Genomic DNA, 14414 nt, shown 5'->3' with positions numbered 1-14414 from the left:
CCCCCCCCCCCCCTCCCCCCCCCCCCCCAGGTCCAGGGCGTGGTCGCACAGGCCCAGGGTGTCGGCGAGGCACGACCCGTCCTCGGCCCTGGGCACCTCGGCGTCCAGCGACAGCGTGCGGTAGCTGTCCAGGGCCTCCAGACCGGCCCGTACGTCCTCGGCACAGAGCCCTGTCGCGGCCCCGATCTCCGCCTCGGTCGGCAGCCGCCCGCCCGGCGCCTGGGCGAGGTCGCGGCGGGCCACCCGCACCTGGTTGCGCAGGTCCTGGACCCGGCGCGGCACATGGACGTCCCAGGTGTGGTCGCGGAAGTGGCGCTTGAGCTCGCCGACCACCGTGGGGATGGCGTACGTCTCGAACGCCTTGCCGCGGGCAGGGTCGTACCGGTCCACCGCCTTGACGAGGCCGATCGCCGCCACCTGGCGCAGATCGTCCAGGGGCTCACCGCGGTCGCGGAAGCGCGACGCCAGCCGGTGGGCCATGGGGAGCCACGCGCAGACGGTCGCGCGGCGCAGTTCGTCCCTCTCGGGGCCGTCGGGCAGGGCCCGCAGGCGGTGGAAGGACGCCGTTTCCGGCGGCGCGTCCCGGTGTCGCGCGGGGGCAGTCTGTCGGGCACCGGCCATGGTGATCACTCCTCGGCGTCGCCTGTCAGGACCGCCGTGGGAGCCTCCGCCGGACAGGCGGCACCCGGAGCGGAGCTCCCACGGGCGCGCCTCTTGTCCGAAGCACCCCTGGCCCATTCCCGTACGGGGCCGCCTCAAACGTGCGCGTGGTCGCCTCCCGGGTCAGGCGACCGGCGTCATCGCGGGCGCGGACACCGGAGCCGCCACCGGCTCCTGGGGCGGGACGGGCCGGTCCGCCCCGGCCGCCTTCCGGGCCACCGCGCGGCCGCGCAGCCCGCCGGCCGTGATGGCACCGGCGATCAGCAGCCCTCCGGCGACCAGCGCGCCCCGGGCGCCCGCGCACTCGACCAGCAGCCCGAGCAGGGGCGGACCCGCCAGCTGCCACCCGGTGCTCGCGCTGCGCCAGACGCCGAGCACGCGGCCGCGCATCCCGGGCTCGGGCTCGGTCTGCAGCACGGTCGACCCGGCCGTGTCGGAAACGGACTCCACCACGGCCATGGGGACGACCAGCGCGATGAGCACCATGAGTCCGGGGGCGAGACCCGCCGCGACCTGGAGGAGCCCGCCGCACGCGGCGAGGACGCCCACCAGGCGCACGGTCGGGTTGCGCAGCCGCCCGGCGACCACGGCGCCCAGGATGCCGCCGACGGCCAGCACGGTGGAGACCGTGCCGAAGTCGCTCTCGTCGGCGCCGAGCGGGCCGATGACCAGCACGGCGAGCGTCAGCTGGTAGTTCCGGCCGAAGATCGAGCTCACCGCCGTGATCCCGGCCAGGGCGACGAGCCCCGGCTTCCCGAGGAAGTAGGCCACCCCGGCCCGGGTGTCGCCACCCGCCGCCGCCCGTTGCGCGGGTGCGGGGCGCTTGTCGAGGGACGGCCGCCGGACCGGCACCGCCTCCCCGGCGGGCCGCAGGAAGGGGATCACCGCGGTGACGCAGAGGAAGGAGACGCCGTTGACCACGTACGCCGACCCGGTGCCGAGCGTCCCGACGGCCACCGCCGCCAGCGCCGTCCCGGCGAGGCGTCCGGCGCTGTGCACCATCGAACCGAGCGCGATGGCCGAGGGCACGTCCGTCCGGGGCACGAGGTCGTTCCCGAGGAGCGAGGTCGCGGGCCCGTCGATGGTGTTCACGATGCCGGTGATCGCCGCCAGGACGAGCAGCACGGGCATGTTCAGCAGCCCGGCCCCGATCAGGGCGGCCGTCGAGAACGCGATCACGGCGAGCACCGCCTGACTGACCGCGGCGGTGACCTTGAGCGGCCAGCGGTCCACCACGGCGCCGCCGAAAACGCCGAGCAGCAGTCCCGGTCCGGCCTGGACGGCGAGGGACAGGCCCGTCGCCGCGGCCGAACCGGTGATCTGGAGCACCAGCAGGTTCTGCACGGTGAGCTGCATCCACGCCCCGGTGTTCGACACCAGGTTGGCGGCCGACCACCAGCGCATGCTGGGGACGGTCAGGCATCGCCAGGGGCTGCTGTCGCGGCGGCGCGTCTTCCGGGCGGACTCGGGAACGGAGGCGGCAGGAGGCACGGGGGAGCACATTTCCGACGGGGGCGGTGGAGCAGCACGCGTCGGATCACGGAACGGTGTCTCGGTAATGCCTCGGCTGCGAACGGCAGACGGGCAACGGCCCGCCGGCGCATTTCATCTTCACAAACATCCCGCCGAGGCACCGGCCGGGGCGTCCGCCCGCCCTGCCCCGGTGCCCCGGAAGCCCAGTCGCCGCAAGGGATTCGGCGCGCTGGTGGGTTTGCTCACACAGAAGCCGTCAACGGTCCGAGACCGTGAACAGCGCGCCCTCCGGATCGCGGAGCACGAACGCCGTCCCCGGCACACCGTCCACCGGTGTCGCCTCGCCCCCGGAGGCCACCGCCGCCTCCGCCGTCCGCGTGCTGTCGGGCACCAGGAAGTCCACGACCCAGCGCGCCCGCACCCGGGGATCCGGGGCGTCCTCCACTCCTCCGCCACGCAGGGTGACGACGGTGTGCCCACCCGCCCGTACGAGGACCCGGTCCTCCGCGTACTCGACGCCGCACCGGCTGTGCGGCCTCGCCCAGCCGAAGACCTCCGCGTAGAAGATGGCCGCCTCGAAGGCGTGGCGCGACTGGAGATCCACCCTGGCCGGGGCGCGCGGCCCGTCGGCCCAGACGGGCGCCGGGCCCTCCCAGAAGCCGAAGGCGGCACCCTCCCGGTCGGCGGCGATCGCCGCCCGTCCCTCGCCCAGCGGCAGCGGGCCGACGGCGAGTGTGGCACCGCGCTCCCGGACGCGGTCGGCCGTGCCGTCCGCGTCCGGCACGGCGAAGTACGGAATCCAGGCCGGGGGCGGGCCGCCGGAGCCCGGACAGGTCCCGATCCCGGCGACCGCCCTGCCGTGCGCACGCGCCAGTACGAAGTCGTCGCCGAGGCTGCTGTCCTGAAACTCCCAGCCCAGCACACGGCCGTAGAAGGCCCGCGCGGCCCGCAGGTCGTGGGTCGTGAGACTCACCCAGCAGGGCGCGCCCGCCACAGGTGTCTTCCAGTCGAGACTCGGCATGCGGCGCTCCTTCGCCGGGGGCCCTCTAGAACGATGCGCCCGCGCCCCGGCCCGCGCACGCGCTCCCCCGGAAGTCCGCACCGGATTTCGCACCGGGCCGGCCGGGGGAGCCGGTCAGCTGGTCAGGACCTGCGGCGAGACGACCTTGATCATCGCGTTGGCCCAGCGCTGCTGGCGCAGGGTCTGCGGGTGGCAGCGCTCGGTCAGATCGAGCAGTTCCTGATCGCGGGCGGCCTGGGCGGTCTGGGCCAGCAGCTCCCAGTCCACGGAGACGGCCGCCGCCTTCAGATAGGTGTCGCGCAGATCCCGCAGGAGCAGCAGTCCGGTCTCGGGACGCCGTCCGACCAGCTCGCCGCCCTTCTCCCGCAGCCAGGCCGCGGCCGGGAACTCCTCCTTCGGCTCGGGGTCCAGGTCCACGCCGTGACCGGCGGCCGCCTCCGCCAGTTCCCGTACGTGCTGCCGCGACCAGGCGGCCAGGTCGCGGGCCACGTGGTGCACCTCGTGATCGGTGGAGTGCGTACTGGAGAGGCGCATCAGCCGCATCGCGAGAGCGTTCTCCCCGCGGTGCACCTCCTTGAGAACCAGGTCCAGCTTCATCGGGTCTCCTCCCGGTACGCGTGCCGCTCCTCGTCCGCCCCGCCCGCGCCGCCGCCCGTCGTCGCGGGCACGGCCGCCCCGGCGACCGGGGCCGACGCGGTGGTGGTGGGCGCCGGGGCGGGGGAGCCGGTGGGCCCGAGCCGGCGCAGCCGGGCGGCGGCGGTCTTGAACAGCGGCTGCTTGGAGACCGGGTCCCACTCGGTGGGCGTCAGCTCGTTGCCGGCGCGCCCTTCGCCCTTCGGCTCGAACCCGCCGTCGGTGTCCCAGTAGCCGTAGTGGAACGGCAGGAACAGCACCCCGTCCCGGATGCCGCTGACGCGCGCCGCCGCCCGGACCGTGCCGCGCGGAGTCGTGACCTCCACCAGATCACCCTCCTCGATGCCGTACGAGGCCGCGTCACCGGCGGAGACCTCCACCCACACCTCCGGGGCCGCGGCCTGGAGCTGGGGGGCCCGCGCGGTCTTGGTCCGGGTGTGGAAGTGGTAGAGCGTCCGCCCGGTGATCAGCGAGAACGGATACTCCTCGCCGGGCGGCTGTGCGGCGGCAGATACTCGGCCGCCTTGATGACCGCCTTCGCCGACGGGTTCATCGCCCGGTACTCGGTCTCCTCCAGCGGCGCCCCGGTCACCAGGTCCCGCCCGTAGCTCTCGCAGTGGTCCGGGTCGCTCCAGAAGCGGCCGTCCGCGTACAGCCGCTCCGTACCGTACGGATGCCGCTCGTTGCACGGCCACTGGATGCCGCTCCCGCCGCGCAGCTTCGCGTACGTGATGCCCGTGTAGTCGCACGGGCGCCCCCGGCTGCACTCCTTCCAGGCATCGAACGCCGCCTCCGGGTCGCTCCACGGGACCAGCGGGCCGCCGTCCTTGTCCCGCAGGCCGAGCCGGCGCGCGAAGTCGCAGAAGATGTCCAGGTCCGGCTTGGCCCGGCCCGGCGGCTCGACCGCCTTCTCCGACAGGTGCACCGTGCGGTCCGCGTTGGTGAAGGTGCCCGTCTTCTCGCCCCAGACCGCCGCCGGCAGCACCACGTCGGCGAGCTGCGCCGTCTCGGTCAGGAAGGCGTCCTGGACGACGAGGAACAGCCGCTCCTGCGCGAGCACCGAGCGGATGCGCCGCAGCTCCGGCAGCGACACCGCCGGGTTGGTGCCGCTGACCCACAGCATCCGGATGGAGCCCTCCTCCACGTACCGGAACATCTGCATCGCGTGCGTGGGCGGGCCGTAGTGCGGCACCCGGAGCGGGTCCAGGTTCCACAGGCGGGTGAGTTCGGCCATGTGCGCGTCGTTCTCCCAGTTGCGGAACCCCGGCATGTCGCCGTTGGCGCCGCACTCGCGGGTGTTCTGCGCCGTCGGCTGGCCGTTCATCTGGAGGATCCCGCAGCCCGGCTTGCCGAGCATGCCCCGTACCAGGTGCAGGTTGTTGACCTGGACCGAGGCAGCGGTGGCCTGGTGCGACTGGTAGAAGCCCTGGAGCACCGTCGACAGCAGCCGCTCGGCGGTGCCCAGCAGACGGGCGGCCTCCCGGATCCGCTCGGCGGGGACTCCGCAGAGCTCCGCCACCTGCTCGGGCGTGTAGGCGTCCAGCCGCTTCTTCAGCTCATCGAAGCCGACGACGTTGCGGTCCAGATAGTCCTGGTCGGTCCAGCCGTTCTCCACGATCTCCCGCAGCAGACCGTTCATCAGGGCCACGTTCGTCCCGGGCTTCGGCGCCAGGTGCACGGTCGCCGCCCGCGCCACCGGGGTGGGGCGCGGGTCCACGCAGACCACGGCCGGCGGGTTCGGCCCGGCCAGCCGGTCCAGCACCCGCGCCCACAGCACAGTCTGCGTCTCCGCCATGTTGTGCCCGAACAGCGCGATCGTGTCCGCGTGGTCGATGTCGGTGTACGAGCCGGGCTGACCGTCGCTGCCGAACGACTCCTTCAGTGCCTCGGCGGCCGTGGACGTGCACAGCCGGGTGTTGCCGTCCAGGTGGTTGGTGCCGATACCGCCCCGGGCGATCAGCGTCAGCGTGTAGTACTCCTCCGCGAAGAGCTGCCCCGAGGTGTAGAACCCCACCGCCGACGGCCCCTGCTCGTCGAGCAGCTCCTTCGTACGCCGCACCACCCGGTCCATCGCGGTGTCCCAGTCGCTCTCCACGAGCCGGCCGCCCCCGTCGCGGACCAGCGGGCGGGTCAGCCGGTCGGAAGAGCCGTTGGCCTGCCACCCGAAGAGGTCCTTCGGGTCGAGCCGCCCATGGTTGACCCGGTCCTGCGCCCGGCCGCGCACCCCGACGATCCGGCCGTCCTTCACGGCGATGTCGAGCCCGTCCCCGTTGGAGTGCAGGATCGCCGCCGACTGCACCCACCGCTCGACCTGGTCCGGTGTCACCCCGTCGGCGAGCCGCGTGTCCACCCGGACGGGCCAGGGCTCACCGGGACCGTAAGGGGTCCGGGTGCCCCAGGGCTGAGCGATGCGGTCCGTGCGTGTCATGCGTACTCCTCAGATCCGGCCGGTGCGGGCGCCGCCGGCCAGAAGTGCCGAGCCGTCCTCGCCGGGATTCAGGTCGTCCAGCAGTGCCTGGCAGCCGGCCACCAGGCTGCCGAGCGAGGCGCCGGCGTCGGGCCCGGGCCCGCGCAGCTGCCGCTTCGCCCCGGCCAGGGCGCGCCGGGCCTCGGCGAGCCGGCTCGCGCGCTGTTCCAGGCAGTCGTCGTCCGGGCCGCCTTCCATGATCGTCGCGTCGGTCGCGCAGACCTCCGAAGCGGCGGCCATGACGGCGCTCAGGTCCTTCAGGGAGGGGCCCGGCGGACGGGGCAGACCGCGCCCCTCCGCCGCGGTCTCCCAGAGCGTCAGCGTCAAGGTCAGCAGCCGGTTCGCCACCTGCGCCCAGACCACGTCCCACCGTTCGGAGGGCGAGGGGGTGCTGCGGCGCATCCGGTGCCCCGGGTTGAAGCGGAAGCTCTCCGTCGCCCATCCGCGCGCCGCGCGCAGGTCCGAGAGCGCGCCGGGCAGCTCCCCGGCGGCCCGGTGCCAGCGCTCCGCCCGCTCCTCGTCGTACTGCTCGGCCATGCCCTCGCTCAGGTCGCGCAGCAGCCGGGAACAGTCCCTCGGCAGTGCGCAGGCGAGCGTCCTCACGTGCAGGGAGTGCACCGGCGGCAGGACGATCGCGTTCACCGCGATCCCGACGACGGCCCCCACGACCGTTTCCAGCAGCCGGTGTCCGACGGCGGGCAGCGAGTACGTCCCGTAGGCCAGGACGAACAGGGCGGTGGTGGGCGCGTACAGGCCCTGCTCGCCGACCGGCAGCCAGTTGCCGAGGAGCACGGTGAGCGGCAGGGCGATCAGCATGGCCGCCATGGTGTTCCCGGTGACCGCCGCCGCGCCCGCGGCGAGAAGGGTGCCGCAGGCCATCATCGCGAGCAGTTCGACCGCCGAGCGCAGCGACCGGTAGACGGTCCCCTGCACGAGGGCGACGGCGGCCCAGGGGGCCATCAGCGCCATCGGCGCCGCCAGCCACCACCCCGTGAGCGCCCAGGCGACGGCGGCAGCGGCGGCGGCCTTCAAGGACTGCACCAGCTGGTACCGGTCGGGGCGGCGCATCTCGGGGGCCAGCGCCCCCAGCCGCTCCCGCACGGCCGCCGTACGGCGGCCGGCGGTTATCCCGTTCACCAGCACCGACAACCCTTCCTGTACGCGATTCGGTCCGGGGCGGCGGACCTGCCGGGCGAGCCCGGGATCAGCCCTGGCGCCCCTGGTCCTCCTCCTTGTCCGTGGTGTGTACGGCGGCCTCCTCGGCCGAGGCCGCGCCGCCGTCGATGCCCACGTCGTCGGCGTAGACGTCGGTGCGCCGTCCCGGCACCTCGTCCGCCGCGCTCAGCCGGCCCGAGCGGGTCCCGCCCTCCTCCGGCTCCAGCGGCTCGCCCTCGCCGCCGTCCAGGTCCCCGATGCCGTCGCCGTCCGGCGGCTCGACGTCCTCGACCTCCTGGGCGAGGCGCTGGTCGAGGGATTCGCCGCGGCGTTCCTCCTCGCCCGTCGTGCCGTACTTGTCCACGGCGAGGGGGCGCTCGGGCGGTGAGTAGCCCTCCTCCATCTGGTCGTCGAGGCCACGCTCGCCGAGCGTGTTCTCCAGGTCGAGGTCGTCGTTGGGCGGGTCCTGGCCGTCGTCCTGCGGCTGGTAGACGTCGTCGCCACGTGCCTCTGTCGGCATGATTCGTCCTTCCGTCGGAGGCGTCATGGATGCCGGGGCGGCCGCCCGGGGCCGCCCCTCGCACCCTGCGAGTGCCCTGCCGGGCACGGGGAAAACACGCGCTTTGTCACCCTATGGGCGAGGCTGGTCCGCGTCCTCCTGGGCCTCTTCGTTCGGGGTCAGCGCATCGCCGGCCTCACTGTCCCCGCCGTGCCGCTCCCGTATGTCCGCCACGTCCGTCTCGGCCTCCTCCGCTTCGCGGACGACCTCCTCGGCGGCGGTCCGGGGCGGCTGCTCGTGCTCTCGGTCCTGGTGGCTCATGTGTCTCCTCCTGTCGGTGGCGGTCTGCGGCGTTCCCCCCGCGCGTGCCCTGGACCGGGCCGGCTACGCGCACCGGCCCGGGGCGGGGTCAGAGCGCGGGCGTGAAACGGTCCCAGGCCCGGTGACCTGCGAGAAGTTCCCTGATGCCGTCCAGCACCGTGGACGCGGCCTCGCCCGCCACGACGCCCGGGGCGTTCGAGGCGAGGCCGGCCTTCTCCAGCACCGTCGCCCCGTCACCGCAGGCCCCGACGGCCTTGCCGTGCCGGAACGCCTCGGTGACCAGCAGCAAGACGCGCGGGTCCACACCGGTGGACCGGGCCCCGTCGTCGGTCTTGGCGTCACGGGCCCCGTACGCGTCCGGAGCCGGAGCGGGCGCCCCCGCCAGCACGATCGCGTCGAACTCGATCGACCGGGCCGTGGTGAAGGTGCGCTGCACGGTGACCGGGTCGCCGCCGGAACCCAGCTTGCCGCCCGAAGGCGCGATGACCAGGGGGACCATCCCGGCGTCGAGCACCGCGCCCCGCGCTTCCCGCACGGCGTCCAGGCCGGTCTCCCCGTCGGTGACGATGCCGACGATCCGGCCCTCGACCGGCCAGGTGTGCCCCAGCTGGGACAGGGCGGGGCTGGGCTCGGGCGAGGCCAGGGGCTCGGTCGCCTCGGGCGCCGGCAGTCCCAGCCCCTCGGCGACGTGCGCGCACAGCACGGGGTCGATGTTGGCGAGCACCTTGAGGCCCCGCTCCTTGACCGCCTGGTCCCAGCACTTGCCGAGCTCGAAGGTGTACGCGGCGGTGATGTGCTCCCGCTCCGTGGGCGTCATGCTCAGCCAGAACAGCCGGGCCTGGCTGAAGTGGTCGTCGAACGAGGCCGCCGCGTCCCGCACCTTCCTGGCGGCCGGCACCTCGACGGGCACCTCGATGTAGGCGCCGGTGTCCGCGCCGGCGGTGAACGGGCAGCCGCCGTCGAGGGAGTTGGGCCGGTACGGCGCCACGCCCCGGTGCACGGCCGTCTGGTGCATCCCGTCGCGCAGCATGTCGTTGACCGGCGCGTGCGTGCGGTTGATCGGCAGCTGCGCGAAGTTGGGGCCGCCGAGCCGGGTGATCTGGGTGTCGATGTAGGAGAAGAGCCGCCCCTGCATCAGCGCGTCGTTGGTGACGTCGATGCCGGGCACCAGGTGTCCGACGTGGAAGGCGACCTGCTCCGTCTCGGCGAAGTAGTTCGACGGGTTGGCGTTCAATGTCATCAGCCCGATCGGCTTGACCGGCGCCAGCTCCTCCGGAACGATCTTCGTCGGGTCGAGCAGGTCGATGCCCTCGAACATCTGGTCCTCGGTGTCCGGGAACGTCTGCACCCCCAGCTCCCACTGGGGGAAGGCACCCGCCTCGATCGCGTCGGCCAGGTCCCGGCGGTGGAAGTCCGGATCCATGCCGGCGGTGATCTGCGCCTCCTCCCACACCTGCGAGTGCACGCCCAGCTTCGGCTTCCAGTGGAACTTCACCAGCGTGGTCGCGCCCTCGGCGTTGACCAGCCGGAAGGTGTGGACGCCGAAGCCCTCCATCATCCGGTACGAACGCGGAATGCCCCGGTCGGACATGTTCCACAGGGTGTGGTGGGTCGCCTCGGTGTGCAGGGTGACGAAGTCCCAGAACGTGTCGTGGGCGCTCTGCGCCTGCGGGATCTCCCGGTCCGGGTGCGGCTTCCCCGCGTGGATGATGTCGGGGAACTTGATGGCGTCCTGGATGAAGAAGACCGGCATGTTGTTGCCGACCAGGTCGAAGACGCCCTCGTCGGTGTAGAACTTCGTCGCGAAGCCCCGGGTGTCACGCACCGTGTCGGCGGAGCCGCGCGAGCCGAGCACGGTGGAGAAGCGGACGAAGACCGGCGTCTCGGCGCCCTCGGCGAGGAACGCGGCCTTCGTGATGCCCGCCGCAGCGCCGTACCCGCGGAAGACGCCGTGGGCGGCGGCACCGCGGGCGTGCACCACCCGCTCCGGGATGCGCTCGTGGTCGAAGTGGGTGATCTTCTCCCGCAGATGGTGGTCCTGGAGCAGCACCGGGCCCCGGGGACCGGCCTTGAGCGAGTGATCGGTGTCGTACAGCCGGGCGCCCTGCGCCGTGGTGAGGTAGGCGCCACCCTGGGCCACCTTGTCCTGGGCGGCGCCCGTCGGCCGGCCGGTCGGGCTCACGGTCTCGGGACCGCGCTGGTCGTGCTTGGGCGGCAGCGGCTCGCGCGGCTTCGTGGGCTCGTCGACCTGGGCGGGCTCGGGACCGGGAGCGCCGGGGATCTCGTTGCCGGGGTTGACGGCGTCCTGGACCTTTCCGGCGATCTTCTCCGCTGCGGCCGACACCGGGTTCTTCTTGTCGCTCACTGGATTCCAATCTCGCGGGGGGAAGGGCAGTGCCGTGCGCGGAGTGGTCGGCACGCGCTGGGGGACGGCATCGCCCGACCACGCGTACCCCCTCGTGCCCGGCCGGACACATCGGTTGAGCCATCCGCATCGGCGACCCGTTCCAACGAGCGACCCGCCGTGCTCCGGCCGCCCCTCGGCCGTCTGCCGGCAGACACACCGGGTATACGGGCCCCGTGAAAGCTCCCCGAACCATGCCCGAGAGCGCGGACGCCCCGACGAGCCTCAAGAAGGACCTCACCACGCCGCTGCTCTACTTCTTCATCCTCGGAGACGTCCTCGGCGCCGGCGTCTACGTCCTGGTGGGCGAAGTCGCGGCCGATGCGGGCGGCGCCGTCTGGGTGCCCCTCCTGGTGGCCCTGTGCCTGGCGCTGCTGACTGCCGCCTCGTACGCGGAACTGGCCACGAAGTACCCGCGCGCGGGCGGCGCCTCCCACTACGCGACGCTGGCCTACGGGCCCTTCACCGGGTTCGTCGCCGGCTTCTGCATGCTGGCGGCCGGGGTGGTGTCGGTGGCGGCCCTGGCCAGAGGGTTCGCCGGTGACTACCTCTCCGAGTTCGTCACCCTCCCGCTGGTCCTGGTGACCGTCGTCTTCCTGGTGGCCCTCGCACTGCTCAACGCCCGGGGCATCAGCGAGTCGACCCGGGCCAACGCCGTCGCCACCGTCATCGAGGTCGGCGGCCTGCTGCTGGTGATCGGTCTCGGCTGCTGGATCGTGCTGCGCGGCGACGGGGACCCGGGCCGGCTCACCGACCTCGGCACCGACAGCGAAGGGCCCGTCCTGGCGGTGCTGAGCGGCGCGGTCCTCGCGTACTACTCCTTCGTCGGCTTCGAGACCTCCGTCAACGTGGCCGAGGAGACGCGTGACCCCCGCCGCTCCTATCCGAGGGCGCTCTTCGGCGCGCTGATGACCGCGGGCGCCGTCTACGCACTGGTCGGCGCCGCCGCCGCGGCGGCCGTGCCGACGGAGAAGCTGGCCGAGTCCAGCGGGCCGCTGCTCGAAGTCGTCCGCACCGCCGGGTCCGTGCCCACCTGGCTGTTCAGCGCCATCGCGCTGGTGGCCGTGGCCAACGGGGCGCTCCTGACCGGCATCATGTCCTCGCGGCTGGCGTACGGCATGGCCCGCGACGGGCTGCTGCCGCACTTCCTGACGGCCGTGCTCCCCGGCCGGCGAACCCCGTGGGCGGCGATCGCCGCCACGACCGCCCTCTCCCTGCTGCTCGCGCTGACCGGCGACGTCTCCACGCTCGCCTCGACCCTCGTCCTCCTGCTCCTCGTGGTCTTCTTCCTGGTCAACACGGCGCTGCTGGTGCTGCGCCGCGACCCCGGGCGCCCCGGGCACTTCAGGGCCCCGACCGTCGTGCCCGTCCTGGGCGCCGCCTCCTGCGTCGGGCTCGCCACCCAGATCGAAGGCGACGTCTGGCTGCGGGGCCTCGTGGTCCTCGCCGTGGGCGCCGTCCTCGGTGCCGTGGCCGCGCTGCGGCTGCGCCGCGCCCGCTGAACGGGGCTTCCAGTAGGCTCACTTCGCACACACGGGCGACACAGGGGGCAGGGTGTACGACGGAGCCGCGGACGACCAGGTCATCCCCTCGGTGGCCGGGCGGCCCTGGTGGGCGGCGAACGAACTGCTCGCGTTCCTCCTGGAAGTGGTGGCGCTCGGCTGCCTCTTCCGGTGGGGGTTCACCCTGGCGGACGCCCTGGCGCTCCAGCTGCTCCTCGGCTCCGCACCGCTGGTCGCGGCTGTCGTGCTGTGGTCGCTGTTCGCCGCACCGCGCGCCCGGTTCCGTCCGCCGCTCGCGGGGGTCCTGGCGGTGAAGGCCCTGGTGCTCGGCGGGGGTGCGCTCGCACTGTACGGGGTCGGGCACCCGGTCGCCGCGGTGGTGCTGGGTGCCGTCGTCGTGGCGAACACGGTCCTGGCGGAGACGTTCCGGCGCAGGCCCACCGCGCCGTAGCACTCGGCCCCCGCAGCGTTTCCGGCGGGCTCGGCCGGGCAGCCGTCCCATGAAGTCGGTAGCGTGGACATAACGACGACGACCGGGCGCCCCAGGGACCGAGGCCCGCGGAAGCACCACCGGCGCGTCCGCGCCGGCCCCTGCCCGCCGCCCGCGAAGGGACGGCCGCACATGTGCCGATGGCTGGCCTATTCCGGCACGAGTGTCGTGCTCAGTGATCTCCTCTACAAGCCGGAGCACTCGCTGATCGACCAGAGCCTCCACTCCACCATGGGCGTGGAGACGACCAACGGGGACGGCTTCGGAGTCGGTTGGTACGGGTCCGAGCAGGAGACGCCCGCGATCATCCGCGACACCGGACCCGCCTGGAACAACCGCAACCTGCGGGAGATCGCGAGCCACATCCGCTCACCGCTGTTCTTCGCCCATGTGCGGGCATCCACGGGGACGGCCATCCAGCAGACCAACTGCCATCCCTTCCGGCACGGCCGCTGGATGTGGATGCACAACGGTGCGATCGCGGACTTCCACCGGCTGCGCCGCGATCTCTCACTGGCGCTCGACCCGGCGCTGTTCTCGGCCCTGGAAGGGTCCACCGACTCCGAGGTGATGTTCTACCTCGCGCTGACGTTCGGGCTCGACCAGGACGTGCCGGGCGCCGTGGCCCGGATGGCCGGGCTGATCGAACGCGTGGGCCGCGCCGAGGGCGTGGAGCACCCGCTCCAGATGACCGTCGCGGTGTCCGACGGCGAGCGGCTGTGGTCGTTCCGCTATTCGAGTCTCGGCAAGTCGCGTTCGCTGTTCTACAGCAGCAAGGCCGAGACCGTGCGCGCCCTCCATCCCGACCTGGACTTCCTGCGGGGCGTGTCCGACAGCACCCGGCTGGTGGTGTCGGAACCCCTGGGCGGACTGCCCGGCGTGTGGAAAGAGGTACCGGAGAGCAGTTACGGCGTCGTACAGCCGGGCGAGGACGAGTTCCGGCCCTTCGCACCCGAACCGGTCTGAGGGCCGCCCGGACGGATCGCCGGGCGGCCCCCACACGGGCGGCTCAGCCGGCGAGCGCGGCGTCGACCTCCTTGAGGAACGGGTCGAGGTCGCCCGGGTTGCGCGAGGTGATGAGCTTCCAGCCGCCGGACTCGTCCGTCACGACCGGCTCGTCCACCCACTCGCCGCCGGCGTTGCGCACGTCGGTCCGCAACGAGGCGTACGAGGTGAGCCGCTTGCCCTTGACGCTGCCGGTCTCCACCAGCACCCACGGCCCGTGGCAGATGGCCGCGACGGGCCGCCCGGAGGCGGTGAACGACCGCACGATGTCACAGGCCGGGCCCTGGAGCCGCAGCGTGTCGGCGTTCAGCGTGCCGCCCGGTACGAGCAGCAGGTCGTAGCCGGCCGGGTCGACGTCCTCCAGCGTGAGGTCCGGGTGCACGGACGTGCCGGGGTCCTTGTCGCCGACCAGCGTCTCGACGGCGTCCTTCTTCAGGGCGGCGACGTCGACCCGCACACCGCGCTCGCGCAGATGGCCGAGCGGCACGACGAGTTCGTCCTGCTCCACGCCGTAGTTGGTGACGATGGCCAGCACCTTGCCCTTGCTGCCGTTGTCGCTCATCTTCTGCCGTCCTTCCGTCCTACGGGGAACACGCCCGGTGACGTGGCTTCCGGGTCGCAGCCTCTGGGTTCCCCGCACGGGCGGGCTCATTCATCCGCACGGCCCGCCCGTGCTGTAGCGGCGACGGCGGCGGACCCACATGGTGGGAGAGCGGCCCCGCGGCGGTTGACGCGCCCGACGCGGGGTACCGGGCCGGGTGCCAGCGAGACGTACGAGGAGAGA

Annotated in this window: 12 protein-coding genes and 1 pseudogene; 3 read left to right on the top strand and 10 right to left on the bottom strand. The window is 73.2% G+C overall.

The window, feature by feature from the left end:
• From ACN6LM_RS29890 to ACN6LM_RS29850, 9 genes and pseudogenes are all read right to left on the bottom strand, one after another.
• On the bottom strand, positions 1-621 hold a 621-nt coding region (locus ACN6LM_RS29890; RefSeq protein ID WP_445068499.1), incomplete at its 3' end, for a sigma-70 family RNA polymerase sigma factor.
• 162 nt (positions 622-783) lie between these two features.
• Entirely contained in the window at positions 784-2064 is a 1281-nt protein-coding gene (locus ACN6LM_RS29885; RefSeq protein ID WP_445068498.1) for an MFS transporter, read from the bottom strand.
• A gap of 325 nt (positions 2065-2389) precedes the next feature.
• Positions 2390-3154: a VOC family protein gene (locus tag ACN6LM_RS29880; RefSeq protein WP_445068497.1), complete on the bottom strand. Its 765-nt coding sequence runs from the start codon at positions 3152-3154 to the stop codon at positions 2390-2392.
• Between the two features lie 114 nt (positions 3155-3268).
• Positions 3269-3751 (bottom strand): hypothetical protein, encoded by a 483-nt coding sequence (locus ACN6LM_RS29875; protein ID WP_445068496.1) that lies wholly within the window; start codon positions 3749-3751, stop codon positions 3269-3271.
• Positions 3748-6215, bottom strand: a pseudogene (locus tag ACN6LM_RS29870) (molybdopterin oxidoreductase family protein). The gene ACN6LM_RS29875 and the pseudogene ACN6LM_RS29870 overlap by 4 nt, the downstream one beginning before the upstream one ends.
• A gap of 9 nt (positions 6216-6224) precedes the next feature.
• Entirely contained in the window at positions 6225-7391 is a 1167-nt protein-coding gene (locus tag ACN6LM_RS29865) for an aromatic acid exporter family protein (protein ID WP_445068495.1), read from the bottom strand.
• Positions 7392-7458: 67 nt separating this feature from the next.
• Positions 7459-7929 carry a DUF5709 domain-containing protein gene (locus ACN6LM_RS29860; protein ID WP_445068494.1) on the bottom strand — a complete coding sequence of 157 codons (471 nt, stop codon included), beginning with the start codon at positions 7927-7929 and terminating at the stop codon, positions 7459-7461.
• A gap of 111 nt (positions 7930-8040) precedes the next feature.
• Positions 8041-8229 carry a hypothetical protein gene (locus ACN6LM_RS29855; RefSeq protein WP_445068493.1) on the bottom strand — a complete coding sequence of 63 codons (189 nt, stop codon included), beginning with the start codon at positions 8227-8229 and terminating at the stop codon, positions 8041-8043.
• 88 nt (positions 8230-8317) lie between these two features.
• The gene (locus ACN6LM_RS29850; RefSeq protein ID WP_445068492.1) at positions 8318-10594 is read right to left on the bottom strand and encodes a catalase; all 2277 of its coding nucleotides are present in this window, start codon (positions 10592-10594) and stop codon (positions 8318-8320) included.
• A gap of 233 nt (positions 10595-10827) precedes the next feature.
• Between ACN6LM_RS29850 and ACN6LM_RS29845 the strand changes: the two genes are divergently transcribed.
• The 3 genes from ACN6LM_RS29845 to ACN6LM_RS29835 all read left to right on the top strand — a co-directional run bounded on the left by ACN6LM_RS29845 (position 10828) and on the right by ACN6LM_RS29835 (position 13591).
• Positions 10828-12135: an APC family permease gene (locus ACN6LM_RS29845; RefSeq protein WP_445068502.1), complete on the top strand. Its 1308-nt coding sequence runs from the start codon at positions 10828-10830 to the stop codon at positions 12133-12135.
• A 91-nt stretch (positions 12136-12226) separates the two neighbouring features.
• On the top strand, positions 12227-12586 hold the full coding sequence (locus tag ACN6LM_RS29840; protein ID WP_445068501.1) for a YrdB family protein: 360 nt from the start codon (positions 12227-12229) through the stop codon (positions 12584-12586).
• A gap of 171 nt (positions 12587-12757) precedes the next feature.
• Positions 12758-13591, top strand: coding sequence for a class II glutamine amidotransferase (locus ACN6LM_RS29835; RefSeq protein ID WP_383302197.1), 834 nt, complete (start codon positions 12758-12760; stop codon positions 13589-13591).
• 43 nt (positions 13592-13634) lie between these two features.
• Here the strand turns inward: ACN6LM_RS29835 and ACN6LM_RS29830 are convergent, their stop codons facing one another.
• On the bottom strand, positions 13635-14192 hold the full coding sequence (locus ACN6LM_RS29830) for a type 1 glutamine amidotransferase domain-containing protein (RefSeq protein ID WP_445068491.1): 558 nt from the start codon (positions 14190-14192) through the stop codon (positions 13635-13637).
• Between the last annotated feature and the right edge of the window lie 222 nt (positions 14193-14414).

The sequence above is a fragment of the Streptomyces sp. SAS_281 genome (assembly GCF_052542855.1).
Note: the sequence above shows the minus strand (reverse complement) of the source record. Positions and strands in the feature narration are given on the sequence as shown.

Coding starts and splice junctions, on each gene's coding strand:
- ACN6LM_RS29885 (WP_445068498.1), bottom strand. CDS start 2,064: ATGCGCTGGTGGTCGGCCGCCAACCTGGTGTCGAACACCGGGGCGTGG.
- ACN6LM_RS29880 (WP_445068497.1), bottom strand. CDS start 3,154: ATGCCGAGTCTCGACTGGAAGACACCTGTGGCGGGCGCGCCCTGCTGG.
- ACN6LM_RS29875 (WP_445068496.1), bottom strand. CDS start 3,751: ATGAAGCTGGACCTGGTTCTCAAGGAGGTGCACCGCGGGGAGAACGCT.
- ACN6LM_RS29860 (WP_445068494.1), bottom strand. CDS start 7,929: ATGCCGACAGAGGCACGTGGCGACGACGTCTACCAGCCGCAGGACGAC.
- ACN6LM_RS29855 (WP_445068493.1), bottom strand. CDS start 8,229: ATGAGCCACCAGGACCGAGAGCACGAGCAGCCGCCCCGGACCGCCGCC.
- ACN6LM_RS29845 (WP_445068502.1), top strand. CDS start 10,828: ATGCCCGAGAGCGCGGACGCCCCGACGAGCCTCAAGAAGGACCTCACC.
- ACN6LM_RS29835 (WP_383302197.1), top strand. CDS start 12,758: ATGTGCCGATGGCTGGCCTATTCCGGCACGAGTGTCGTGCTCAGTGAT.
- ACN6LM_RS29830 (WP_445068491.1), bottom strand. CDS start 14,192: ATGAGCGACAACGGCAGCAAGGGCAAGGTGCTGGCCATCGTCACCAAC.